The organism is Agrobacterium sp. 5Ca50 (genome assembly GCF_055381905.1).
Genome location: NZ_AP026439.1, coordinates 559,738 through 584,746 on the forward strand (window position 1 = coordinate 559,738; position 25,009 = coordinate 584,746).

General features: G+C 55.8%; 18 protein-coding genes and 1 pseudogene. 10 read left to right on the forward strand and 9 right to left on the reverse strand.

Features of this window, described 5'->3' with window-relative positions; translation table 11 throughout:
- Positions 1-104 precede the first annotated feature (104 nt).
- From ACZ5FM_RS20175 to ACZ5FM_RS20185, 3 genes are all read right to left on the reverse strand, one after another.
- Positions 105-3,323, reverse strand: coding sequence for an efflux RND transporter permease subunit (locus ACZ5FM_RS20175; RefSeq protein WP_275642492.1), 3,219 nt, complete (start codon positions 3,321-3,323; stop codon positions 105-107).
- Between the two features lie 122 nt (positions 3,324-3,445).
- Complete coding sequence (locus ACZ5FM_RS20180; RefSeq protein ID WP_259149781.1) at positions 3,446-4,636, reverse strand: efflux RND transporter periplasmic adaptor subunit; 1,191 nt, start codon at positions 4,634-4,636, stop codon at positions 3,446-3,448.
- Between the two features lie 53 nt (positions 4,637-4,689).
- Complete coding sequence (locus ACZ5FM_RS20185; protein WP_250985697.1) at positions 4,690-5,487, reverse strand: alpha/beta hydrolase fold domain-containing protein; 798 nt, start codon at positions 5,485-5,487, stop codon at positions 4,690-4,692.
- A gap of 153 nt (positions 5,488-5,640) precedes the next feature.
- On the opposite strand from ACZ5FM_RS20185, the gene ACZ5FM_RS20190 reads away from it, so the two are divergent.
- Complete coding sequence (locus ACZ5FM_RS20190) at positions 5,641-6,555, forward strand: LysR family transcriptional regulator (RefSeq protein WP_259149780.1); 915 nt, start codon at positions 5,641-5,643, stop codon at positions 6,553-6,555.
- Between the two features lie 10 nt (positions 6,556-6,565).
- Here the strand turns inward: ACZ5FM_RS20190 and ACZ5FM_RS20195 are convergent, their stop codons facing one another.
- Positions 6,566-7,270 carry a GntR family transcriptional regulator gene (locus tag ACZ5FM_RS20195; RefSeq protein ID WP_259149779.1) on the reverse strand — a complete coding sequence of 235 codons (705 nt, stop codon included), beginning with the start codon at positions 7,268-7,270 and terminating at the stop codon, positions 6,566-6,568.
- Between the two features lie 328 nt (positions 7,271-7,598).
- Here ACZ5FM_RS20195 and ACZ5FM_RS20200 point away from each other — a divergent pair, with 328 nt between their 5' ends.
- The 8 genes from ACZ5FM_RS20200 (at position 7,599) to ACZ5FM_RS20235 (ending at position 18,760) form a co-directional block, all read left to right on the forward strand.
- Positions 7,599-8,372 (forward strand): LamB/YcsF family protein, encoded by a 774-nt coding sequence (locus ACZ5FM_RS20200; protein ID WP_464040545.1) that lies wholly within the window; start codon positions 7,599-7,601, stop codon positions 8,370-8,372.
- A gap of 1 nt (position 8,373) precedes the next feature.
- Positions 8,374-10,020: a 5-oxoprolinase subunit PxpB gene (gene pxpB, locus ACZ5FM_RS20205; RefSeq protein WP_464040546.1), complete on the forward strand. Its 1,647-nt coding sequence runs from the start codon at positions 8,374-8,376 to the stop codon at positions 10,018-10,020.
- Positions 10,017-11,798: an acetyl/propionyl/methylcrotonyl-CoA carboxylase subunit alpha gene (locus ACZ5FM_RS20210; protein WP_464040547.1), complete on the forward strand. Its 1,782-nt coding sequence runs from the start codon at positions 10,017-10,019 to the stop codon at positions 11,796-11,798. Before pxpB ends, ACZ5FM_RS20210 begins: the two co-directional genes overlap by 4 nt.
- Complete coding sequence (locus tag ACZ5FM_RS20215; protein WP_464040548.1) at positions 11,795-13,621, forward strand: ABC transporter ATP-binding protein; 1,827 nt, start codon at positions 11,795-11,797, stop codon at positions 13,619-13,621. Before ACZ5FM_RS20210 ends, ACZ5FM_RS20215 begins: the two co-directional genes overlap by 4 nt.
- A 40-nt stretch (positions 13,622-13,661) precedes the next feature.
- Positions 13,662-15,185 carry an ABC transporter substrate-binding protein gene (locus ACZ5FM_RS20220; RefSeq protein ID WP_464040549.1) on the forward strand — a complete coding sequence of 508 codons (1,524 nt, stop codon included), beginning with the start codon at positions 13,662-13,664 and terminating at the stop codon, positions 15,183-15,185.
- Positions 15,186-15,247: 62 nt separating this feature from the next.
- Positions 15,248-16,174: an ABC transporter permease gene (locus ACZ5FM_RS20225; protein ID WP_464040550.1), complete on the forward strand. Its 927-nt coding sequence runs from the start codon at positions 15,248-15,250 to the stop codon at positions 16,172-16,174.
- Positions 16,175-16,180: 6 nt separating this feature from the next.
- A complete protein-coding gene (locus tag ACZ5FM_RS20230) occupies positions 16,181-17,029 on the forward strand; it encodes an ABC transporter permease (protein ID WP_250985705.1) in 849 nt (282 codons plus the stop codon).
- A gap of 6 nt (positions 17,030-17,035) precedes the next feature.
- Complete coding sequence (locus tag ACZ5FM_RS20235) at positions 17,036-18,760, forward strand: M14 family metallopeptidase (protein ID WP_464040551.1); 1,725 nt, start codon at positions 17,036-17,038, stop codon at positions 18,758-18,760.
- Positions 18,761-18,848: 88 nt separating this feature from the next.
- Here the strand turns inward: ACZ5FM_RS20235 and ACZ5FM_RS20240 are convergent, their stop codons facing one another.
- From ACZ5FM_RS20240 to ACZ5FM_RS20260, 5 genes are all read right to left on the reverse strand, one after another.
- Positions 18,849-19,628, reverse strand: a complete 780-nt coding sequence (locus ACZ5FM_RS20240) for an SDR family oxidoreductase (protein ID WP_464040552.1) — start codon at positions 19,626-19,628, stop codon at positions 18,849-18,851.
- Positions 19,621-20,490, reverse strand: a complete 870-nt coding sequence (locus tag ACZ5FM_RS20245; RefSeq protein ID WP_464040553.1) for an aldose 1-epimerase — start codon at positions 20,488-20,490, stop codon at positions 19,621-19,623. Before ACZ5FM_RS20245 ends, ACZ5FM_RS20240 begins: the two co-directional genes overlap by 8 nt.
- Positions 20,487-21,437, reverse strand: coding sequence for an L-arabinose ABC transporter permease AraH (gene araH / locus ACZ5FM_RS20250; protein ID WP_464040554.1), 951 nt, complete (start codon positions 21,435-21,437; stop codon positions 20,487-20,489). The genes ACZ5FM_RS20245 and araH overlap by 4 nt, the downstream gene beginning before the upstream one ends.
- Positions 21,434-22,966 carry an L-arabinose ABC transporter ATP-binding protein AraG gene (gene araG / locus ACZ5FM_RS20255; RefSeq protein WP_464040555.1) on the reverse strand — a complete coding sequence of 511 codons (1,533 nt, stop codon included), beginning with the start codon at positions 22,964-22,966 and terminating at the stop codon, positions 21,434-21,436. Before araG ends, araH begins: the two co-directional genes overlap by 4 nt.
- A 63-nt stretch (positions 22,967-23,029) precedes the next feature.
- Positions 23,030-24,013, reverse strand: a complete 984-nt coding sequence (locus ACZ5FM_RS20260; RefSeq protein WP_250985711.1) for an arabinose ABC transporter substrate-binding protein — start codon at positions 24,011-24,013, stop codon at positions 23,030-23,032.
- Between the two features lie 203 nt (positions 24,014-24,216).
- Between ACZ5FM_RS20260 and ACZ5FM_RS20265 the strand changes: the two are divergent.
- A pseudogene (locus ACZ5FM_RS20265) lies at positions 24,217-24,982 on the forward strand (FadR/GntR family transcriptional regulator).
- Positions 24,983-25,009 lie beyond the last annotated feature (27 nt).

Here is a 25,009-nt window from a genome sequence, read left to right on the forward strand (position 1 = left end):
TCTCTCTAGACAGAGTTTGGCGTGTAAGTTTCTCTTCAAAAATATTGCTGAGGGGTATGCGTTGAGGCGCGCTTTCGCGCGCCTCCATTATCGTCGGTTCATTCTTAGCCAAACATGCTCAGCGATTTTGTTGTCTCAGACTGGCTCTGAGGCTTGTCGTCCTGTTCTTCAGCATGTTTGTGCTGCACAAGTGCGCGGTTTCCGGTGAGCTTGCGAACAAGTACGTAGAACACCGGTGTCATGAAGATACCGAAGAACGTTACCCCGATCATACCCGAGAACACCGCAACGCCCATGGCAGCGCGCATCTCGGCACCTGCGCCAGTGGAGATGACCAGAGGCACCACGCCCATGATGAAGGCGAGCGATGTCATCAAAATAGGACGCAGGCGCAGACGGCTGGCTTCGATCGCCGCAGCAACCGGTGTTTTGCCCTCAAACTCAAGTTCCCGGGCAAATTCCACGATCAGGATCGCATTCTTTGCCGATAGTCCCACAAGAACGATTAGTCCTATCTGGGTGAAGATGTTGTTGTCACCGCCGGTCAGCCACACGCCGGTCAATGCGGCCAGGACACCCATGGGTACGATCATGATGATCGCCAGTGGAAGTGTCAGACTTTCATATTGTGCGGCCAGCACCAGATAGACCAACAGAAGTGCCAGCGGGAAGACGAGGAAGCCTGAGCTTCCAGCCAGGATCTGCTGGTAGGTGAGGTCGGTCCATTCGTAGTCAATGCCGGAAGGCAGTGTTTCAGCGGCTATGCGTTCAATCGCGGCCTGTGCTTCACCAGATGAGAAGCCTGGGGCTGGACCACCATTGATATCGGCCGAGAGGAAGCCGTTATAACGGTTTGTACGTTCCGGACCGGTTGTGGCATCCACCTTCAGCAGGGCTGACAGGGGGATCATTTCGCCGCTTGCCGAGCGTACCTTCAGCTGGCCGATATCCTCGGACTGCGAGCGGAACTTGGCATCAGCCTGCACCCGCACGCTGTAAGTACGACCAAACGCGTTGAAGTCGTTGACGTAGAGTGAGCCGAGATAGATCTGCAGGGTTTCGAAAACGTCAGTGACTGAGACGCCAAGCTGTTCTGCCTTGGCACGATCTAAGTCCGCGTAAAGCTGCGGCACATTGATCTGGTAGCTTGAGAACAAACCAGCCAGTTCCGGAGCCTGATAGGCCTTTGCAAGGAATGCCTTGTTGGCTTCATCAAGTGCCTGGTAACCGAAGCCAGCCCGGTCTTCGAGTTGCAGTTTGAAGCCACCTGTTGTGCCAAGGCCGTTGACCGGTGGTGGCGGGAACATGGCGATAAATGCATCCTGGATTGCGCCGAATTTCTGGTTGAGCGACATGGCAATCGCCCCGCCGGAAAGATCGGCCGTCTTGCGCTCCTCAAACGGGCTCAAGGCAACAAACACTACGCCTGCATTCGAGCTGTTGGTAAAGCCGTTGATCGACAAGCCGGGGAAGGCAATGGCGTGTTCGACGCCTGGCTGTGCCAAGGCAATCTCACTCATGCGCTTGATGACGTCTTCTGTGCGGTCAAGGCTGGCAGCGTCAGGCAACTGGGCAAAGCCAATCAGATACTGCTTGTCCTGTGCGGGCACGAAGCCACCGGGCACGGCATTGAAGATGCCGTAGGTTGCACCGGCCAGCGCCATGTAGACAAACATGACGACACTCTTGCGTGACAGCAAGCCACCAACGCTGCGACCGTAACCATTAGACGCAGCACCAAAGCCACGGTTAAACAGGCGGAAGAAACCACCGAACACCTTGTCCATGCCACGTGTCAGCCAGTCTTTTGGAGCGTGGTGCCCCTTAAGCAACAAAGCAGCCAGAGCTGGAGACAATGTCAGGGAGTTGATAGCCGAGATAACCGTTGAAATGGCGATGGTCAGCGCAAACTGTCGATAGAACTGGCCAGAAAGACCGGAGATAAACGCCAGTGGCACAAACACCGCAACGAGAACCAGTGCAATCGCGATGATCGGACCGGACACTTCCTTCATGGCGCGGTAGGTTGCCTCGCGTGGAGACAGTCCGTTTTCGATGTTGCGTTCGACGTTTTCGACCACAACGATGGCATCGTCCACCACAATGCCGATTGCCAGCACAAGCCCGAACAGACTGAGTGCGTTAATCGAGAAGCCAAAGACATACATGACCGCAAATGTCCCGATGATCGAAACCGGAACGGCAATCAGCGGGATGATCGAGGCGCGCCATGTCTGCAGGAACAGGATCACGACGACCACCACAAGCGCAACGGCTTCCAGCAGCGTATCAATAACCTTGTCGATGGACGAGCGGACAAACTGTGTGGTGTCGTAGACGATTTCGTACTTCACGCCGTCAGGCATTGCCTTTTGCAGTTCTGTCATGGTGGCAGAAACGCTGTCGGAAATGGCAATGGCGTTGGAGCCGGGAGCCTGGAAAACGGGAATGGCAACGGCAGATTCACCGTCCAGCAATGAGCGCAGTGAATAGTCGGAAGCACCGAGTTCAACGCGAGCAACATCCCGCAGACGGGTGATCGCACCGTTTGAGCCGCTCTTGACGATGATATTGCCAAATTCTTCCGGCGTGCTCAGACGGCCCTGTGCATTGACATTGAGCTGCATGTCGATGCCAGACAGGTTGGGTGAAGCGCCGATAATACCAGCGGCTGCCTGCACGTTCTGGGAACGGATGGCATTGGTGATGTCGGCGGCGGCAAGACCATGTTCTGCTGCCTTTTGCGGGTCGAGCCAGATGCGCATGGAGTAGTCGCCCGCGCCGAAGATCTGTACCTGACCAACACCTTCGATGCGTGCCAGCCGGTCCTTGATGTTCAAAACGGCATAGTTACGCAGGTACGTCAGGTCGTAACGATCACCTGGCGAAACCAGGTGGATCACCATCATCAGATCGGGAGAGCTTTTGACGGTTGTTACGCCAAGGCTGCGTACCTCTGAAGGCAAGCGGGGTTCAGCCTGCGAAACACGGTTCTGCACCAACTGTTGTGCCTTGTCGGGATCGGTGCCTAGCTTGAAGGTGACTGTCAGGGTCATCACGCCGTCAGACGTGGCCTGGCTGGACATGTATAGCATGTCTTCGACGCCGTTGATCTGTTCTTCAAGCGGTGTTGCCACCGTTTCGGCAATGACCTTGGGATTGGCGCCAGGGTAGGTGGCGCGCACGACGATCGATGGTGGCACGACTTCCGGATATTCGGAAATTGGTAGAGCGCGCATACCAAGTAGGCCCGCAACCACGATCAGTACCGACAGAACGGCGGCGAAGACCGGTCGATCGACAAAAAATCTGGAGATGTTCATAACAAAGTCCTCTCCGGTTAAATTCTGGATACAGAGAGCCGTTTCGGTGGCACCGGACCACCGAATGGCGAATTTTTTTAGATGATTGGGCGAGGCGGGTCAGGCCCGCCTTTGCCCTTTGGTTATTGTGATGCTGCGACGGTCTCTTCGGCCTGTGGCGCAATGGTGGCGCCTGGGCGAATACGCTGCAGGCCATTCACGACGATCGTGTCACCGGCGGAAAGACCGCTTTCGATGATGCGTGCGCCTTCGGCTGCCCCACCCGGCTTGACCTGGCGGTAGCTGACCTTGTTTTCACCGTCGACAATGAAGACGAACTTCTTGTCCTGATCTGTTCCGATGGCGCGGTCGCTGATGACGATATGGTTCTCAGCCTTTGGCTGACCCATGCGGACACGAACGAACTGGCCGGGGATCAGGCGACCATCGGGATTGTCGAAGATGGCGCGCACACCAATTGTGCCACTGGCTGCATCGACCTGGTTATCAACGAGGTGCAGTGTACCCTTGATCGGTGTTCCCTCATCGGCGAGCGTACCGGCCTCGACGGGGATTTGTTCAAGCGCAGGGATTGCTGAAGCGGAAACAGGCAGTTGCGACAGCGCCTTTGCGACCATTTCTTCGCTGGCATTAAAGCTGGCATAGATCGGATCGACGGATACCAGTGTGGTCAAGGCCGGTGCAGCAGAACCGGCAGCAACCAGGTTGCCAACGGTGATTTCAAGTTTGCCGACCTTGCCGGAAACAGGCGCGCGGATTTCGGTGTAACCGAGGTCAATTTGCGCTGTGGTCAATGCAGCACGGGCGGCGCGCAGTTGCGCTTCGGCTTCGGCGAATGCGCCCTGACGCTGGTCCATGTCACTTTGTGAAATGGTGCGGTTATCCGACAGTCTGCGACCACGTTCGAGTTCTGTACGAGCCAGACCAATCTTTGCCTCGGCTGCTGCAACCTGTGCTTCGGCGCCCGCCAGAGTTGCCTGGAATGGTGCCGGATCGATTGTGAAGAGGGCATCGCCCGCCTTGACGAGGGCACCTTCGCGGAAATGAACCGATTGCACCTGACCGGCGACGCGTGAGCGTATTTGCACACGTTCTACCGCTTCCAAACGTCCGGAAAATTCTTCCCAACGCATGACATCACGGCTTTGTACCGTTGCCACTGTCACCGGAATTGCTGGTGCTTCGGCAGGTGTCGAGGCCGCAGTTGCATTGGTCTGCGTGCTCATTTCAAAAAGTAAAGCTGCGGCTGCAACGGACACAGCAAGGCTTATGCCGGCACCCGTCAGGGCCCAGCGCTTGTTTTTCAGCGTCATGGGTTTCTCCTTGGCCCTGCGTCAGGGCCGATCAGTTATATGAAAATGCTGTTTTAATGTTTCAGTTCTGCAATAAAGGCGTTGAATTCGGTACAGACGGTTGGCAACCACTGACCTCCTCCTCCGCGATAAAGTTCCGTCCAGCCTTCGCCAGCGGGGAATACATGTTGTCTGACAAAAGTGCCCGCGTCACGCAGCCTGTCGGCATAATTGACGGTCTCATCACGTAGCGGGTCGTCCTCGGCAGTGAACACCAGCGCTGGCGCGACCTTGCTGAGCCGTGTGCACTGGCAAGGAGCAGCATAAGGATGGAAAAAGCCACACGCTTTTGCCAGATAGTGACTCCACCCATCAGCCCAGCGTTGTCGCATGCCTATGCTGTCGGCATTGCGGAATGACGCTGTTGCCATCATCGGATCAATCATAGGAGAGAGCAGGATCTGTCCTGTCAGTTCTCCGGGCATGCGGTCGCGTGCCTTGAGCGCTAGTCCTGCTGCGACATTGCCACCGGCCTCTTCACCAGCCACAAACAGCTGAGACTTTGCACCGCCATATTGTTTCCGGTGGTTGTAAAGACAGTTCAATGCCTCGAATGCGCAATCAATGGCCTGAGGAAACTCATTGTTCGACGGTGTAATATAATCCGCCTCGACAACAATAGCACCCGTTTCGGCCAAAGCTCTCGCGACAGGCAGTTCCGGACATTGGCCGCTTTGTTCCTGAAACGAACCGCCACGCAGGTAAAGGATCAGCGGCGGTGTGCGTGAGACAGTCTCATTTTGATAAAGACGCACAGAGAGACAGGGGGTATCAGCCCCGCCAATCTCAATGTTTTTCCAATACGTCTTCATCGTGTTTTGTCCGGTTTGGGCAGTGACTCGCACGCCACTTGCCATAAATCATGAAATGCATATTATTGTTCGGATAAAATCGATCAAGCATGCATAATTGAAAACACTATTCCAAAATTCGGAACAATAGAGCGAAAATGAAAGGATGTCGGCGTGGATCAGTTGTCGGCGATGCGTGTATTTGTGCGAGTTGTTGAGACCGGCAACTTTTCCCGTGCTGCGGATTCGCTTAATATGCCCAAAACCACGGTCACGAACATGGTGCAGGGGTTGGAAGCGCATCTGCGTACAACGCTGCTGAACCGCACGACGCGACGGGTAATGCTGACGACGGATGGCGCCCTCTATTATGAACGCGCCATTCAGATCATCTCGGAAATTGACGAACTCGACGGCAGCCTTTCCAATGCGCAGGTCCAGCCCTCCGGGCGGTTGCGCGTCGAAATGGCAGGGGCCTTTGCCGACCTTGTGGTTATTCCCAACGTCTGCTCCTTTCACGAGAAATACCCGCTGATCAAGTTGGATCTGGGTGTCGGCGACCGATTGGTGGACTACATCGCCGAAAACGTCGATTGCGCTTTGCGGGTCGGTACGCCGCGAGACCAGTCGCTGATCGCGCGCAAGGTTTCAGAACTGAGGCTGGCCTCTTACGTTGCACCACGCTATCTGGAAAAATTCGGATCGCCGCAGCATCCGCAAGAGCTTGAAGATAAACATTTTTGTATCGGCTATCTGAACGCAGTGTCCGGGCAGATCATGACCATGGATTTCGAAAAAGACGGCCAGAAACTTGAGATCGCGCCCAACTACATCATGTCCGTCAATGACAGTCGAACCTATCTCAATGCCGCGGTTGCCGGAATGGGTGTGGCACAGCTTGCACCCTTCATGGCCGATGATGCCATAAAGCGCGGTGAGCTTTTGCCCGTCTTGTCCGATTGGGAACATGAAAGCTTGCCGATTTATATCGTCTATCCACAGACACGCCATGTGACGAACAAGGTAAGGGTATTCGTCGACTGGCTGGCACGGCTGATGCACAATCTTGATGTAAAGACTCCAGCCTGATCGCTGTGTCTCAGGCCCGTTCGCCGTTTTCCGCATAAATGCGGGCATAGGCTGCGAGGATGAAACGTTCAGCCTGGAGGAGATATTTTTCCAGGCTCTCAGCTGCGGTGGCCGCGGCTCCGCGCTCCAATTGGCTAAGGATCGTCTGATTCTGGTCGATATAGGGTCCGTGCAAATACTCAGGATCACGCAACAAGCCAAAGACCAGGCGCAGCTCCAGCGATATCTGGCCATAAAATGCGGTCAGGCGCGGGCTGTCTGCCAATTGCACGATTGCTGAGTGAAAAGCGATGTCGGCGCTGCCGACGCCCAGCCATTCACCTGCTTCACGGTGGCGTTTGGCGGTTTCGACGGCTTCGCGCATGACTGAAACGCTCGGGTGGCGCGGATGGGCCTGCGCCAATGCCGGGCACTCGATAAAACGTCTGACGCGGTAAATGTCGATAATTGTCGCCATGCTGGGTGTTGAAACGAATACGCCGCGGTTGGCTTCATAACGCAGTAGGCCTTCTTTGGTCAGCAGTCTGAAAACCTCGCGCAAGGTGTTGCGCGACACCTGCAGCTCCTCGCCCAGCGCAATTTCCGAAAGATGGCTGCCGGGGGGCAGGGTGCCGGATACAACGCGTTCGCGTATGCGGGAAGCTGTGGTTTCCGCGAGCGTTTGCACCGGCTCAGTCGAGGCCGCCGTTGTGCTCACGGATTTCGCCTTCTTCATCTGCGTTCCCAACATGCTGGTGTCTTTCTGCGCTTCAGGAAAGGGCCGACTATGACGGCAACGATATTGATGAAGCGCGCGCAATCTATGCGCCGTGGTGCGAGGCTTCAAGCGAGATAAGTGCTATAATGGCTGCTAAGACAAGAAAAAATAACCTGCAACACAAAATAAGTGCTTCTTTTATGTGCATAATTTTATTTTTTGTAGGTTGATAATGAAAGATTGTTCAACAGTATAGACATGATTGTTGCCCTTTGCTAGATTTTGCTGACGGTTGACCCCGCAGGTGGTCGGCTTTTTGCCATTCTCCGCTCTTGATGGGTTATTGATGCTGACATTCGATCTGAACAGCGATCTCGGTGAAAGTTTTGGTCCCTGGGCGATGGGAGATGACGTGGCGATGCTGGACATTGTCAGCAGCGCCAATGTCGCCTGCGGCTTCCATGCCGGTGATCCGGCCGGAATTTTGCGGACGTTGCAACAGGCGAAAGCCAAAGGCGTCGTGATCGGCGCTCACGTCGGTTACCGCGACCTCGCAGGTTTTGGTCGACGCAATATGGACCCGACAAGCGAAGAACTGGTTGGCGATGTCATCTATCAGATTGGTGCGTTGAAGGGTCTTGCGACCGCCGCCGGTACCCGTGTCGATTATGTGAAGCCACACGGCGCGCTTTATAACACGATTGCCTTTGATGAACGTCAGGCGGCTGATGTGATCAAGGCAATTCTCAGTGTTGATCCCGAACTTGTATTGATGGCGCTTGCCGGCTCCCCCTTGATCGAGCAGGCGCGTGTCGCGGGCCTTCGCGTTGTCGCGGAAGCTTTTGCCGATCGTGCCTATACTGCCGACGGAAAGCTTGTGTCGCGCCGTGAAAACGGTGCCGTCCTGCATGATCCTGACGTGGTGGCGCAACGCATGTTGCGACTTGTGCGTGAGGGTGTTGTTCAGTCCATCGCTGGAACTGACGCTCGGGTCGAGGCGCAGTCGATCTGCGTGCACGGCGATAGCCCGGATGCAGTCTCGATGGCAGCCCGCCTGAGTGCCGTGTTTGCGGAAGAAGGCGTATCCATCCGGTCCTTCGTCGCGGAAGGACACGCCTGATATGACACTCGCAGCCTCATCTTCTGCTGTTACCGTGCCGTCGCTACGGGTTTTGCCGTTGCGTCCCGGTGCGTTGCTGTTGGAGTTGGTTGGGCTGGACGAAACGCTGTCGCTTTATGATGCCTTTCAGCAATCACCTGTGCCAGGTGTTCTGGAAATCGTGCCCGCTGCGCGGACCCTGATGATCGCATTCGATCCACTCAGCCTTGACCAGGCCGAGTTGCTGCAAGCCGTTGCCGCGCGGTTGGGCAAAAAGCGCAGTATTGGAGTGGCCGAAACAGTCAATATCCCCGTCCATTATGATGGCGAAGATATCGCTGATGTTGCCGAGCTGCTGGGATGCTCCGCGTCTGAACTCATCAGGCGCCACACTGAAGCGGAATATACCGTTGCCTTTACCGGCTTTGCGCCGGGTTTTGCCTATCTTTCCGCGCCCGGTGCAGAGCTTGCCGTTCCCCGTCGCAAGTCACCCCGCACAGTCGTGCCCGCCGGTTCAGTCGGCCTTGCCGGTGAATTCAGCGGTGTTTACCCCAAGGCTAGCCCCGGTGGCTGGCAGTTGATTGGTAGAACACCACTGGCGATGTTCGATCTTGCCCGTGACCCCGCAACGCTTTTGCGCCCTGGCCTGCGTGTTCGTTTCCACGACATTGCTCGCTCCAGCATGCACGCGGTTGAAACGCCAGCTTTTGTTGCGGAGCCTGTCGCACGTGTTTCGTCCGATATTCGAAACGGCATCGAAATCTTGAGCTCCGGTCTGCCGGTTCTGGTGCAAGATTTGGGGCGGGCCCATATGGCAGCGCAGGGGGTCAGCCTGTCCGGAGCGCTTGATCATGGAAATTTCAAGCTCGCAAACCGCATTGTTGGCAATCGTCCCGGCACACCGGCACTGGAAATCGCACCGGCCGGCTTCTCCTTCAAAGCGGTTGGACGCGGTGTCATGGCCTTTACGGGCGCACCGGCTGCTGCGTCTGTGACCAGTGCAAACGGCGCTGTTGCCTGCGTAGATTTCAATACGCCCGTTGCGCTGGATGATGGCGATGTGGTTGCTCTTCAGTCTCCGCTAAGTGGTACGCGCTCTTATCTTGCGATGCGTGGCGGCTTTGTCGTCGAGCCTGTGCTGGGCAGTGTGGCAACCGATACGCTGGCGCAGATTGGCCCTTTGGTACTTGATGCCGGTACACAGGTGGCTGTTAATTCTCAAAACGTAAAAACCCCAGTGCTGCCGGGTGAGCAACCCGCTTTTGCCATGCCGAATGCCGACGAGATCGTGACGCTGGATATTTATCTGGGGCCACGCACCGACTGGTTTACCAATGAGGCGGTGGAAAGTTTCCTTTCGCAGAGCTGGCAGGTGACACCACAATCCAGCCGCGTCGGCATTCGTCTGTCGGGCGAACCGCTTGAGCGCCTAAACCGCAATGAATTGCCGAGTGAAGCAACACTTCGCGGTGCATTGCAGGTGCCTGCCAGCGGGCAGCCGGTGCTTTTCCTGTCCGATCATCCGCTGACGGGCGGTTATCCCGTCATAGCCAATGTTGCGGCTCATCACCTTGATCTGGCAGGTCAGATACCTGTTGGCGCTCATATCCGTTTTAATGCCCTGAATGCTTTTACGCATATCGATTTCGTTGCGAGTGATCCCCGATGAAAAAAGTCCTGATTGCCAATCGCGGTGAAATTGCTGTTCGCGTCATTCGTGCCTGTAAGGATTACGGTCTTCGCGCGGTGGCGGTATATGCCGATGCGGATGCTGACGCATGTTTCGTCAAAAAAGCCGATGAAGCCTATGCGCTGAAAGGTGTGACGGCCGCTGAGACCTATCTCGATATCGCCAAGCTGATTGATGTCGCAAAGCGTAGCGGCGCAGATGCCGTACACCCTGGTTATGGTTTTCTCTCGGAGCGTTCCGAATTTGCCCGCGCAGTTATCGATGCAGGCCTGATCTGGATTGGTCCCGATCCTGAGGTCATCGAAGTGCTTGGCGACAAGCTTTCGGCGCGCCGTATTGCACAAAGTGTGGGTGCGCCGCTGGTTGCCGGCAGTGATGGTGCAATTGAAACGGCGTCTGAGGCGCTTGCTTTTGCCAAACAACATGGCGTTCCAATTGCCATCAAGGCTGCCCATGGCGGCGGCGGACGTGGTCTGAAAATCGCTCGCCATCTGGACGAAGTCGAAGAACTGTTTGAGTCAGCCACGCGTGAAGCGGTGGCGGCATTTGGCCGTGGTGAGTGTTTCATCGAACGCTTTCTGGACAAGCCGCGCCATATCGAGGCACAAATTCTTGCCGATCGCAGCGGCAATGTGGTCGTCGTCGGCACACGCGATTGTTCTCTGCAGCGCCGCAACCAGAAGCTGGTCGAGGAAGCGCCTGCACCGTTCCTTTCCGACGCGCAGCGTCAGGCCATCCATAAAGCTGCCCGAGATATCTGTGCAGAGGCGGGTTACACCGGTGCCGGAACTGTGGAGTTCCTGCTGAGCGTCGACGGTGTCATTTCTTTCCTTGAGGTCAATACCCGTCTTCAGGTGGAACATCCGGTTACCGAAGAAACAACCGGAATTGATCTTGTCATCGAGCAGTTCCGCATTGCTGAAGGCAAAACGCTGTCGTTTACACAGACACCAGAACCGCGTGGTCACGCCATCGAGTTTCGTATCAACGTGGAAGACCCTGGTCGTGGCTTCTTACCATCCGCCGGTCGTATCACCCGTTTTGAAGCGCCTGCCGGTCCGGGTGTCCGTCTGGACAGCGGCGTGAACAATGGGTGCGATGTGCCGCCGATGTTCGATTCCCTTGTGGCGAAACTCATTGTCTGGGGCAGGGATCGTGAGCAGGCAATTCTGCGTGCCCGTCGCGCACTTGGTGAGTTCGTCATCGAAGGTGTGCCCTCGACCCTGCCGTTCCACCGTGCAGTCATGCAGGAAAATGATTTTGCGGGCGCCGACTTTAAGGTTCATACTCGCTGGATCGAGACTGATTTCGCAGCTGTGCTTGAACAAGCTGCACGCCCGGCACAACAGGGCAACGCAGCCCTGCTGCGCGGTGTTGCCGAGATTGACGGCAAGCGTGTCGAGATTGGCCTGCCGGAGAGTTTCTTGCGACTTTTCGGTCAGGCTCACATGACACCGGCAGACGCCAAAGCGGATGCTGCGGCAGATGAAAACGCATTGCGTGCGCCACTCGCTGGAATGCTTGCCCACTGGCGCATTGAAAACGGTGCTGAAGTCGAAAAAGGCCAGGTTGTTGCGATGATGGATGCCATGAAAATGGAAACGGCCATCTCTGCACATCGTTCTGGCGTCATCACACTGCTCGCCGAAGCCGGTACATTCCAGCAGGCGGCAACTGTCATTGCGCGCATCGACCCGATTGAAACGGGCACATCTTCCCATAACGCCGGACAGGCCAAGCCGGAGACAAAGGCATGACCAATTCCCCGAACACTCAGCGACCGCTGCTTGCAGTCAACAACTTAAGTGTCAGCTTTGGCGGACGCCGGGTCGTTGACGACCTTTCATTCAAGGTGGAAGCGGGCCGCACGGTTGCTGTTGTGGGTGAGTCCGGCTCCGGTAAATCCGTAACCTCTTTGTCGACCATGCGATTGGCCGACATGATGGGTGCGAAGTTCGACACCGGCAGCATTCTGTTTGACGACAGAGATCTGCTGAAACTGACCCAGAAGGAAATGCGCTCCATCCGTGGCAAGGAAATTGCCATGATCTTCCAGGAGCCGATGACCTCCCTGAACCCAGTTTTCACCATCGGTGACCAGGTATGTGAAGTGCTGATCCTGCACGAGAAGATCGGCAAGGCTGAAGCACGCAAAAAAGCCCAGGAACTGCTGGAAATGGTGCGCCTGCCGGATGCCGGAGAGCTTCTGGACCGTTATCCGCACCAGTTGTCCGGTGGCATGCGCCAGCGTGTGATGATTGCCATTGCTTTGGCCTGTCGTCCCCGGCTGTTGATCGCCGATGAACCGACGACGGCGCTAGACGTGACCATTCAGGCGCAAATCCTCAACATCATGCGTGACCTGCAGCAGAAGCTCGGCATGGGCATGATCTTCATTACCCACGACATGGGTGTTGTCGCCGAAATGGCAGACGATGTTGTTGTCATGTGGAAGGGCAAGAAGGTTGAAGAAGGCCCGGTTGCCGAGATTTTTGCTAACCCCAAGCACCCCTACACACGCTCCCTGCTGTCGGCTGTGCCACGTCTTGGCAGCATGACGGGCGAAGAGTTCCCGATCCGTAAGCCATTGACGGTGCTTCAGGACGGTGAGCCAAAGACAGTTGGCGAGGAACGTGTTCAGAACACGGTTCGCCAAGAGGGTGAACCTCTGCTGTCGGTGCGGGATCTGTTTGTGCGCTTCGATATCAAAAAGAACTGGTACGGCAAAGTGACGCATCGCTGCAGTGCCGTTTCCAAAGTATCCTTTGATATCCGTCCGGGTGAAACACTGGCGCTTGTCGGTGAATCCGGCTCCGGCAAATCGACAATCGGTCGCACGATCCAGCAGTTGCAGGCGTCACGTGCTGGCGAAATCTCCTTTGCCGGAAAACGCTACAGCGATATGTCGGCAGCCGAGCGTTTCTCCATGCGTCAAAAGGTGCAGTACATCTTTCAGGACCCGTTCGCGTCACTCGATCCGCGCAAGACAGTGGGCTTTTCGATTGCCGAACCGATCAATACCCATGGTTTGATCCTGGGCACCAAAGAGGTGCGTCGCCGGGTTGATGAATTGCTGGAGCGCGTCGGTCTCGATAGCTCATTCGCCAGCCGTTATCCGCACGAGTTTTCCGGCGGTCAGCGTCAGCGTGTCTGCATTGCCCGTGCACTGGCATCCGATCCGCAACTGATTATTGCCGATGAGGCTCTTTCGGCTCTCGATGTGTCCATTCAGGCGCAGATCATCAATCTGTTCATGGACCTTCAGGCAGAGCGCGGTCTGGCCTATCTGTTCATCAGCCATGACATGGCAGTGGTGGAGAAAATGAGCCACCGCGTTGCCGTGCTTTATCTTGGTCAGATCATGGAAATGGGCAGCCGCCAGCAAGTGTTTGAAACGCCTGCGCATGACTATACCCGCCGTCTCCTGTCAGCTGTGCCGGTTGCCGATCCGACCCGTGCCCGCAATACGGCGATGCTGGAAGGCGAAATCCCAAGTCCTATTCGTGCTGTGGGCAACGAACCAAAAATTCTCGAACGTGAGGAAATAAATCCGGGTCACTTCGTAGCAAAAAGTGCCTGAAAATAGCGATTAATCGCGTATCACTAAAAGGAAGAGGTACATGAAAATAATCAAATGGGGAATAAGTGCTACTTTCATGGCGCTGGCTCTTGCTTCGGCGCAGCCAGCCGCTGCCGCTGGGAAACTGACGGTTTCCTTGCAACAGGATCCGGGAAGCTGGGACCCGATCGACACGTTTCTGGTGGCATGGGCTTCCGTTTCTACCAACATTTTCGATGGTCTGACTTACCGTGGTCCTGACCTTAAAGTTGTTCCGGGACTTGCTGAATCCTGGGAAGAGCTGAATGACGGCAAACTGCTGCGCTTCAAGCTGCGCCAGAATGTCAAATTCCATAACGGTGAAGACTTCAATGCTGCTGCCGTCAAGTTCACCTTTGACCGTCTTCTGGGAGATGAAGGCGCCAAGGGTCCACAGCGTTCCAACTACACCGTTATCGAAAGCGTTGATGTTATCGACGACTACACGGTCGAGATGAAACTCAAGTCGCCGGACCCAGTGCTGCTGACCAAGCTGGCCGGTTATGGCGCGATGATCGTTCCGCCAAAATACATTGAGGAAAAGGGTGAAGACAACTTCAACGTCAACCCGGTCGGTACCGGCGCGTTCAAGTTCGCGTCCTATGCTCCGAAGGTTGACATCAAGCTGGAAGCCAACCCGGACTACTGGGGTGGTGCACCGAAGATCTCCGAGCTTGAGTACCGCTTTATCGCCGAGCCGGCCACAGCCGTTGCCGAACTTCAGGCCGGTCGTGTCGACATCGTTATTCCGCCAACCATTCCGATTGGCATGATCCCTGTCATCACCGGCGATTCCAAGCTGGAGATTGTCAGCGTTCCCGGCCCAACCGTAGATGCGCTGCGTTTCAACACCCGTGATGGCATCACTGCCGATCCGCGTGTTCGCAAGGCCATCATCATGGCTGTCGATCGTTCCACCATCGTCCAGTCCATTCTGGCTGGTCAGGCATCGGAGATCGCAAGCTTCCAGAGCGCGCTGTCCTTTGGTTATGATCCCGAACTGAAGCCGCTGCCTTACGATCCTGCCGGTGCAAAGAAGCTTCTTGCTGACGCTGGCGTCAAGGCTGGAACGCCTTTGCAGATCGACGTTCGCGGTGCAGATTCCACCATGAATGAAGTGGTACAGGTTATTGCCAGCTACCTTCAGCAGGTCGGCCTGAATGCAACCATCAAGCCTTATGAGACCAACGTGCTGGTCAACGACATCATCCCGCAGGGCAAAACCGGCGCGATGTTCCAGCAGAAGTGGGGCGGTTGGACATTCGACTTCGATAACACGGCCTATGCCATGTACCACTCGGGTGAAAAGTGGAACCCGTATGAAAAGGACGAGACGCTGGACAAGCTGCTGGAATCGCAGCGTCCGCTGACCGACCGTGCAGAGCGTGAAAAGATCCTTCGCGAAGTTGGCCAGTATGTTGCCGACAAGGCACTTGAACTGCCGCTCTACAACTCCAACGCCATCTTCGGCATCAACAAGCGCGTGAAGGGCTTTGTCGCTCCTCCTGACAACCGCTTGAAGCTGAATGAGGTAACCGTCGAGTAATCCGACGAAAACGGCGCCGTCTGCCTGACGGGCGGCGCCTCTGACTTGCGAAGGGAAAAAACGTGGCCGGTTTCCTCATCAAACGATTGTTGCAGGCGCTTTTTGTCGTCATTGCCATTACACTTCTTGTGTCTTTTGCCGTGCGCCTGACAGGCGACCCGGCCCTGATGATGTTTCAGGGCGGCGGCGGAAGCATGACGGAAGATGATCTGGCGCGTATACGTGAAGCACTGGGCACTGACCGGCCGTTCTTCGTGCAATATGTGAGCTTCCTCAAAGGGCTGGTCACGTTCGATCTCGGACGCAGCTTTACCGGCGGCACCTCCGTTTCCCGTCTTGTTGGCGATGCGCTTCCGGCTACGTTGCTGCTAGCCTTTATCTCGATGTTCGTGTCGATCGCCCTTTCCATTCCGCTCGGCATCAAGGCTGCGACGTCGCGTGGCAAGGCTGCCGATCAGACCATTCGCATCTTCTCGCTGATTGGTCTTTCCTTCCCGAATTTCTGGTTGGCGACAATGCTGGTACTGCTGTTTGCCATAACGCTCGGCTGGTTGCCGCCAAGCGGCATGGTTGGCATGTCCAGCTATGTCATGCCCGCATTGACCATGGGCGTCATCCTGACCGCGACCAATGTTCGTCTTGTGCGCACAGCCATGCTGGACACGCTGCAGTCGCAATATGTCATGGTTGCCCGTGCCAAGGGCTTGAGCGAAAGCAAGGTTCTCTACAAACATGCGCTGCGCAATTGCGCCATTCCGCTCATTACCTATTTCGGCCTGCAGTTCGGCGGCCTTCTCGGTGGTATCGTGGTCATTGAACGTGTGTTCAACTGGCCGGGCCTGGGCACGCTTGCTTTTGATGCGGTCGCCGCGCGCGACTATCCTGTGCTGCAGGGTGTCATCACCGTTCTTTCTCTGCTGATTGTCGGCATTAACCTGCTGGTCGATATTGCCTATGGGCTGGTCGATCCGCGCATTCGCACGGAGTAATCGCTGATGGCTGCCAATTCCTCACGCGCTTCCCGCTTTGCAAGTCTTGAATTTGTGCTTGGCGCTTGCCTGACCGTTGTTATCTGCCTTGCAGTGCTATTCTCCGATTTCCTGTTCCCCGGCGGGGCAGAAAAGATCGACCTTATGGCCCGTCTGGCAAGACCCTTTGCAAGTGCTGCACACCCGTTTGGCACTGATCCACTTGGACGTGATGTGCTGGCGCGTGTTGTTGCCGGCGGCAAGATTTCGCTGCTCGTCGGCTTTTCGTCTGTTCTCGGTGCCGTCGTGTTTGGCGTCGTGGTCGGACTGGTTGCCGGTTATTACCGTGGCTTCTGGGACATGCTGGTCATGCGCTTTGCCGACCTGCAGCTTGCCATGCCGTTCATCCTGTTGGCGATCACCTTCATTGCCATCGTCGGTGGCAGCCTGACCAACACCATAATTCTGCTGATCGTATCGCAATGGGTGCAGTACGCCCGTCTGGTGCGTGGCTCGGTGCTGACATTGCGTGAGCGCGAATTCATTCTGTCGGCGCGAGCGATTGGTGTCAAAGACTGGCGCATCATCTTCCAGCACCTTCTGCCGAACCTGATAGGTCCGGTAATCGTGCTGATGACCCTGAACGTTGCCAACAATATTCTGCTGGAAAGCAGCCTGACATTCTTGGGCCTTGGCGTTGATCCGACAATTCCGAGCTGGGGTGGCATGCTGGCAGACGGCCGCACCTACCTGCAAACGGCCTGGTGGGTCAGCGTATTCCCCGGTCTGGCCATTCTGTTGACCGTTCTTGGCCTAAACCTTCTGGGTGACTGGCTGCGTGACAGTCTCGACCCTACCGGCCGTACTTCGAGGTAAATTGCCATGACAATTCTATTCGACCGCCGTTTGACGCGCACGCTTGATACTTTGCTTGCAGAAGCGTTGCCTGGCAGCACATTGCAGGCCTGGACTTTCGACGACCGGGCAAGCCGCCGTACCGCCGAGCGCGCTTTTGCTGAAAGAGGCATTACGGCGCGGCTGCGCAGCGCCTACAAGCCGCTGCTTTATGCTTTTTTGGAAGAAATTAATCTCGACGGCGTTGAAAGCATTGAAGTGTTTTATCCAGTGCATCCCAATGCACCGGAAAACAGGTTTCGTCTCGAGGCCTATCCCCTTGCAGAAATGGTCGGAGCGCGCGCGATAAGCTTCACCGCTCGCAAGGACGCGAACCTGCATTATGACGTTGTCCTACATCGAATGGGTCGGACAGAGACCATCAAGGTCCTTGCTCCCAACCGTGTGCATGTTGATGCGGCGGACGAAACCAATCTGTCTCCGACCGGCTGGGTGCAGCGTGACGACGAGCCAGGGGTGCGATTGGAAACCGATTATGAATCGCTGTTTGCCTCTGCGATCGACGCTGTTGCCACTTACGACTGGGGAATGGATGAGCCTTATTTCGAAGAGCTCAATATTCGTGTTGCATTTCCTGCCGACGATGAGCGGATTGCGGTTGGCGACGAGGCGATAAGCCTGCGTGAAGCGCTGCACGAAGATTTCTACTTTTCGCTTCTGGAATTTTTCCAGAAAAAGTCCGGCCGTCCCATTGGCGATCGCGGCTTGAAACCGGGCCAGATTGTTCCTGAGATCCTCAGGGACGGAAATGCCGTCTCGGTCTGCGTTTCTCTGCGCCCGCTGACGACCGGCTACCTCGATGGTGAGGTCCAGAATCTCGATACGGCGACACGCCCGCTAGCCACGCAGCAGATCGTTACCGCACTTTCCGAGGTGGGTGGCGAGGCCTTTGAGGCGCGCTCCAGAGCAGGACGTGTGCTGCATGCCCGTTATATCAATGGTACTGACGCTGCCGTGATGATCAGCGGTGGTCAACATCCTAATGAGACCACTGGCATTTGCGGCGCGGTCAGGGCCGCAAAACAGCTCGTGCAACGGCCGGGCGCACATTTTACGATTTCTCCGCTGGAGAACCCGGACGGTTACGCACTACACCAGCGCCTTTGTGTCGATAATCCGCGCCATATGCATCATGCCGCCCGCTACACGGCACTTGGTGACGATCTTGAGTATCGCACCGAAGAAACCGCAGCTGGCCATATCAACGAAAAGCAGATCCGCTTTGATGCGCAGCAATTGAGCGGCGCGTTGCTGCACGTCAATCTGCACGGTTACCCGTCCCATGAATGGACGCGTCCGCTTTCGGGTTATGTGCCGCGCAATTTTGCGATGTGGACGTTGCCGAAGGGCTTTTTCCTGGTGGCGCGTTACCACGCCGGTTGGGAACCGCAGGCCGAACGTCTACTGGACCGTGTCACACAGCACCTCAGTGCGATACCGGGCCTGCTGGCCTATAATGAGCGCCAGGTTGCGCTCTATGAAATTCATGCTGGAGAAACCGGTTTCCGTGTCATCAATGGTTTCCCATGCCTGGCATCGGTTGATGATCGCCACACGGTGCCAATGACGCTGATTACCGAATATCCTGATGAAACCATCTATGGTGATGACTTCATTGCCGGTCATACCGCGCAGATGGATACGGTACTTTCGGCCTATGAGGCCTGGCAGGATATCGTTGCAACATCCTGAACAGCCCTGACCGCATTATAAAATAAGGGCGACTTCATACGGCAAGATGAGGTCGCCCTTTGTTTTTATCAGAGCGCGTGCTGCCGGTTTAAGCCGGATGTTGCTGTACGCTCAATCCGCCGTCGACGGTCAGGCATGTGGCATTCATGAACGGGCATTCGTCCGAAATCATGAACACCGCTGCCATGGCGATTTCTTCTGGCGTGGCGATGCGGCCGGTCGGGTGCAGTTTCATGGTTTCGGCCTTGGCGGCTTCGGGGTCCGGGAAACTGTTCCAGTAGTCGATGACTTTCTGGGTCGAGACATAACCAGGTGCCAGCGCGTTGACCCGTACATTTTGCCCCGCATATTCAAGACCGAGCGACTTCGTCAGTCCCAGCAGCGCATGTTTGGCTAGTGGGTACGGGAATGTGTGCGGAATAATGGTGAATGCATGGGTCGAAGCAATATTGAGGACAACGCCGCCACCTGTTGCGATCATATCTGGCAAAACCGCGCGGCAGCAATTCCAGGCGCCCTTGAGATTGATATCAAAGCAACGTGTCCATTCTTCATCGGTGGTCGACAGCGGATCGGAAAACACGTTCACGCCGGCATTGTTCACCAATGCGTTGAGTGTTCCAATTTCGTCCTTTGCATAGGCTATGGCCTCAGCCATTGTGGCAGCATTGGAGATGTCACCAGTGCGGTGAGCGATCTTGTTGCCGGACTGTTTCAAACGCTGTGCCGTTGCAGCCAGCAGATCGCCATCGAGGTCAACCAGCAGCAGATCGGCACCCTCGCGCGCGAATGCTTCCGCGATAGCAAGGCCGATACCTTGCGCGGCACCCGTGATCATGATGCGTTTGCCGTTTAATCTGCTAGTCATTTGATGATTTCCTGAATTGGATGCTGAAACCGGACTGAAGTTGCTGGCCGTTTTCAAGGAGGACCAGACCTCCAAAGTCAGCCAAATGATGACCATTGGGAAGATGTGTCATCGGCTCGAAACAAAAGAAGTCGCGACGTTCGGTTGGTGTGTAAAACATGACGACGTCGTTGTTGGGCGTTGCCTCAAGGTCTGCGTTTATGCCGAGTTCCGGCCAGATGATTTCAGCGCGACCATCCCAACCCGAAAACGCATTGTTGATAAAACGGGCGGGCAGGGTGGTACCATCAGAAAGATTGATATCTGCAGGAATAGCAGCGCTCGGCCCCGGTAGATGCCCTTGGCGTTCTGTCCAGAAGGTCTGGACTGCCGCCTTTACCGTAACAGCTTCGGTGCGGGCAAAAAACGGATGAAAACCAAGGCCAAATGGCATGGGCTTGGCCGCTTCATTCTGCACCGACAGTTCCATTGTCAGGCGCCCTTCGAAGACAGAGATCCTTTGATGTGCGACATAGTCATACGGCGTTATATCATTGGCGCAATGACGCAGCGACAGTTCAATCGTCTGTGAGTTGCTATCGGTGATTGTCCAGTCTTCCAGCCAGCCATCGCCGTGCACATAGAGTGGATCACTGCTGTTCGGCTGAAAGCGATAGACCTCATCTCCAACATTGAAGCTGTTGAATTCTACCCGATTGCCAAATGGCACCAGAGGAAAACATGCAGCCTGTCGGTCTGGTCCGCCAGCCGCCACAAAGACAGGTGTTCTTTCAAAAAAGGCGGCGCTTACGCTACCGCCTTTTGTTGAAACCCATACGTCGAGCTGTCCGTCGTGCAGATGATGTCCTGTCTGTTCTGTCACTGGCGGCGACCGGCTGCAGAGGAGCGCAGATTGTCGAGCAACACGGCCAACAACAAGATCAGGCCACGCACCACATATTGGTAGAAAGCCTGAATGTTCAGGAGGTTCATGACGTTTTCGGCAATCCCCATAATGAGGACACCAACGATAACGCCGCTAATGGCCGCACGACCACCTGCCAGGGACACGCCCCCAAGCACGCAAGCCGAGATAACTGACAGTTCAAGGCCGGTCGCGGCATTGGGCTGGCCAGAGGTAATTCTGGACGCAAGCAACACACCGGCCACGGCGCAGACCAGACCCTGCAACATGAAAATCCAGACACGCATGTTGACGACATTAACGCCGGCAAGACGCGAGGCTTCCGGGTTGCCGCCGATTGCCAGTGTGTTCTTGCCGAACACGGTGCGGTTCAGCAGAAATCCGAAGGCAATAAACATAGCAGCCATGACCCAGATCGGTGTGGGAATGCCCAGGAATTTGGACAAGGCCAGCTGGTAAAAGCTCGGATCATTAATGCCTACGGCGCGACCATCCGACGCGATAAGCGCAAAACCACGGACAATCTGCATGGTGGCAAGCGTGGTGATCAGCGCATTGATGCGGAATTTCGCAATCACCAGACCATTGATGAGGCCAACGGCGCCACCGCACAGCAGCGCCGCGATCAGGCCGAGAATGATGGAGCCGGTGGCGTTGGAGGCCATAACGGCCACCATGCCTGAAAAGGCAACGGTCGAGCCGACCGAGAGGTCAAAGTCACGTGAAGCCAGGCAGAACATCATGGTGCAGGCAACGATGCCGATCGTCACGACGGATTGCAGCAGGCCAAGCATGTTGCGTTCAGTCAGGAAGTTCGGAACGGTCAACGCCACGATCACGAAGGCGATGGCAAAAAGAACGACGAGCCCCTGTTCGCCGAGAAGGAGTTTTTTCAGAGAGGTCATCGTGCTTGTACCTGTTGGGTTGGAAGTTCGCTCGCGTTGGACACATCAGGCAGTGCCGCCGCCAATATGCGGTGTTCGTTGAAATCGGGCCGTTCGACATCGACTGCGACACGGCCTTCGCACATCACCAGGATGCGATCGGAAATGCCCATGATCTCAGGCAATTCACTGGAAATGACGACAATCGCCATGCCCTGCGCGGCCAGTTCATAGAGGATTTCGTAAATTTCGGCCTTGGCGCCGACATCAATACCGCGCGTTGGTTCGTCGATAATCAGGACTTTGACGCCCTGTTCGGACAGCCAGCGTGCCAGGATGACCTTCTGCTGGTTGCCGCCCGACAGGTTGATGATGTCCTGCTGACGTGACGGCGTGCGCACACGCAGCTTTGCGATGAAGGTGTCGGCCAATTCTGCTTCTTTTTTCGGCTTCAACACGCCAAATGGCGAGAAATGGCGCCGCGAGGAAATTGAAATGTTTTCCTCGATGTTGCGCCCCTGAATGATGCCGTCAAATTTTCGGTCTTCAGGGCAAAGAACAATGCCGGCCCGTATGGAGTGGGGAGGGCTGTCAGCCGCGACAGCTTGTCCGTCGACAGTGACTTTACCTTGCGAACGGGTGTCGGCACCATAAACCAGGCGCGACATTTCGCTGCGGCCGGCACCAATCAGACCGAAGAAACCAAGAATTTCTCCCTGACGGACGGAGAAACTGATCGGCTTGGGTAACTTATGGCCACTGAGGTCTTTCACATCAAGGCGAACTTCGCCTTTTGGACGGTCACGCCAGCCCCAGATGTTCTTGATTTCGCGGCCAACCATCTCTGAAATGATCTGCTCGCGTGTGACATCTGCAATATGAGGGTGATGTGCGGCAAGTTTGCCGTCACGCAGCACCGTCATGCTGTCGCAGAGGCGGAAAATCTCATCCAGTCGATGGGACACGTAAAGGATGACGATGCCCTGAGATTTGAGCTTCTCGATCAGTGCAAACAGGATTTCGCTTTCACGGGACGAGAGCGATGAGGTGGGTTCATCGAGCGCTATGACGCGTGCATCCGCCATGATCGCCTTGGCAATTTCCACCATCTGGCGTGCGCCAATCGATAACGAAGCAACCTTGTCGGAGGGGTCGATATCGATGCCGATTTCGACGAGCTTCTGTTTGACGACGCTGATCATTTCGCGGCGGTTGATAACACCAGCCTTGCCCGGAAACCGGCCAAGCCAGAGGTTTTCCGCCACTGTCAGCTCAGGAACGAGTTGCAGTTCCTGATGGATGACGATGACGCCGGCATCGAATGCATCACGCACCGATCGATAATTTTGAACGGCACCATCGATAAGGATTTGCCCCTCATCAGCCGCCTGATCGCCCGACAGAATACGGATGAGGGTCGATTTTCCCGCCCCGTTTTCACCCATTAGGCCGTGCACGCAACCTTTGCGTACGCCAAGAGAAATGTCAGCGAGCGCCTGCACGCCGGGATATCCTTTGGATATCGACCTGAATTCCAGAAAATCTTGCATAGTGCACTCCGACAGGAAATCCGGCCGCCTTACGCGGCCGGTCATTGCTTTTCGGATCAGTGGTTATTCAATGCCGAGGTCGGCACGAACTGCCTCGTAGTTATCGCGCAGCGCGACCTGACCAGCCGTCAGAATAAGCTTTTCCGGCTCTTTGTCGTTGGCAATCCACTCATACATGTTGAGAGCGGTTTCATAACCGTGGCGCTTCGGGGAAATGATGACGGTACCGAAGAAACCGGTCGCGTCAGCCTTCTTGAACTCGTTGATCGCGGATTCTGCGCCGCCGATTCCAACACCGATCATGTTGTCAGCCGTAATGCCAACGCTTTCCGTTGCGCGGACCGCACCGAGGACGGCTTCGTCGTTGAGGCCGACGGCGACCCACTTCTTGATCTTGGCATTCTTGTTGAGAACGACAGTAGCTGCGTTGAGAGCGGCTTCCGTATCAGTTTTTGCCTGTGGCGCATCAAAGATGTTGGCTTCCGGAAAACCTGCAGCTTTCAGAGCGTCAAGCGCACCGTTCACGCGGTCAACGGCCGTCGGCAGCTGGTCGTAGGAGACGCGGATTGCGCCCACTTCGTTCATGTCCCAGCCGCGCTTCTTGATTTCATCCACGATTGTCTGGCCAGCGGCCTCGCCAATCTTTGCGGCAGAAATGCCCATATGCGGCACATCTTCAATCGGGCTGCCATCTGCATTTACCAGGCGGTCATCAACAGTCATGATCTTCAGGTCGTTGGCTGCCGCCTTCGCAACGATGCCGGGGCCGAGCTTCACGTCGGGGGTGCAGATGATGAAGCCCTGCGCGCCCTGTGCGCCTAGGTTGTCGATGGCGGATTGTACCTTTTCACCATCTTCAGCGCCAATTTTGACAAGGGTAAAACCCTTTTCCTTTGCGGCGATGTCAGCGAATTTCCATTCGTCCTGGAACCACGGTTCTTCCGGCTGCTTGACGATGAAGCCGATCTTGACGTCGGCGGCGAATGCGGAGGTCGCGGCGAATACGGCGACAGTGCCAGCCAGTATGGCTGTTTTAACAAAGCCCATTGTCTCTCTCCCTAGGTGACTGCCTTTGCAGTGTATGTTGTTTAGTTTCTTTCATCATATTCGTCAATTGCATTTGTATGATGAATAAAAAGTCAGTATATGACATATAGCGGTCGTGATATGCGACACGGCATCGCCATGTGAGTGAAACTGCGATAAGGATCGCGACATGTGGCGAAGCAAGCGGGAGGTTAAGAGTGGCGTTGCAAGAACGGCAGGAACAGGCTGTGCCAGCCAATGGTGCCGGGAGCGTCAAACGCCCTCGTGTCCAGAAAAATGTAACGCGAGCGATTGCGACTGATATCTTTGCCGATGTGTTTCCCGCAGGAAGCATGCTGCCCACAGAAAACGAGCTGTGCACGCAATATTCCGTCAGCCGGACAGTGATCCGGGAATCGTTGAAGATTCTCGAATCCAAAGGCCTGGTACGTGGACGTTCCCGTATCGGCACGCAGGTCTGCGTCAAGGAAGACTGGAACATCCTCGATCAGCAGGTTCTGGAGTGGATCGGTCCGCGCATTTTTGAACTGGATCTTTTGCAATGCGTGCTCGATGCCCGCCGGGCAATCGAACCATTTGCCGCCGAACTTGCCGCGCAACGCGCCAGCATGCAGGAGATTGCCGAGATAGAGCAGGCTTGGCAGCAGATGCGTGATTCTGAAGGTGATGTGGAGAAATTCACGCAGGCGGATGTTGCCTTCCATGCCGCTTTGCTCAAAGCCAGTCACAATCAGGTTTTCATGCAGCTTTCGAGCATTATTAGCGCCGCGCTGGAGTTTTCCCTGCACGCCTCCAACGAGGCAGTGGATACCTCGGGTCGAGGCGCTGGATGTGCACTATCAGCTTGTTGAAGCCTTGCGTGTGCGTGATGCCAATGCGGCACGGACATGCGCCAACCACATGCTCGAAATTGCAGCGCGCGATCTTGCAATCGCTGTGCGCAAACATCCCGATCACTGTCCCGTCTGATCGCGGATTTCCCTTCCGGACTTTATT

Excerpts from the sequence above, each read along its gene's own strand:
- ACZ5FM_RS20240 (WP_464040552.1), bottom strand. The coding sequence starts at position 19,628 with ATGACTAGCAGATTAAACGGCAAACGCATCATGATCACGGGTGCCGCG.
- ACZ5FM_RS20195 (WP_259149779.1), bottom strand. The coding sequence starts at position 7,270 with ATGAAGAAGGCGAAATCCGTGAGCACAACGGCGGCCTCGACTGAGCCG.
- araH (WP_464040554.1), bottom strand. The coding sequence starts at position 21,437 with ATGACCTCTCTGAAAAAACTCCTTCTCGGCGAACAGGGGCTCGTCGTT.
- ACZ5FM_RS20260 (WP_250985711.1), bottom strand. The coding sequence starts at position 24,013 with ATGGGCTTTGTTAAAACAGCCATACTGGCTGGCACTGTCGCCGTATTC.
- ACZ5FM_RS20220 (WP_464040549.1), top strand. The coding sequence starts at position 13,662 with ATGAAAATAATCAAATGGGGAATAAGTGCTACTTTCATGGCGCTGGCT.
- araG (WP_464040555.1), bottom strand. The coding sequence starts at position 22,966 with ATGCAAGATTTTCTGGAATTCAGGTCGATATCCAAAGGATATCCCGGC.
- ACZ5FM_RS20210 (WP_464040547.1), top strand. The coding sequence starts at position 10,017 with ATGAAAAAAGTCCTGATTGCCAATCGCGGTGAAATTGCTGTTCGCGTC.
- ACZ5FM_RS20215 (WP_464040548.1), top strand. The coding sequence starts at position 11,795 with ATGACCAATTCCCCGAACACTCAGCGACCGCTGCTTGCAGTCAACAAC.
- ACZ5FM_RS20200 (WP_464040545.1), top strand. The coding sequence starts at position 7,599 with ATGCTGACATTCGATCTGAACAGCGATCTCGGTGAAAGTTTTGGTCCC.
- ACZ5FM_RS20235 (WP_464040551.1), top strand. The coding sequence starts at position 17,036 with ATGACAATTCTATTCGACCGCCGTTTGACGCGCACGCTTGATACTTTG.
- ACZ5FM_RS20185 (WP_250985697.1), bottom strand. The coding sequence starts at position 5,487 with ATGAAGACGTATTGGAAAAACATTGAGATTGGCGGGGCTGATACCCCC.
- ACZ5FM_RS20180 (WP_259149781.1), bottom strand. The coding sequence starts at position 4,636 with ATGACGCTGAAAAACAAGCGCTGGGCCCTGACGGGTGCCGGCATAAGC.
- ACZ5FM_RS20230 (WP_250985705.1), top strand. The coding sequence starts at position 16,181 with ATGGCTGCCAATTCCTCACGCGCTTCCCGCTTTGCAAGTCTTGAATTT.
- pxpB (WP_464040546.1), top strand. The coding sequence starts at position 8,374 with ATGACACTCGCAGCCTCATCTTCTGCTGTTACCGTGCCGTCGCTACGG.
- ACZ5FM_RS20175 (WP_275642492.1), bottom strand. The coding sequence starts at position 3,323 with ATGAACATCTCCAGATTTTTTGTCGATCGACCGGTCTTCGCCGCCGTT.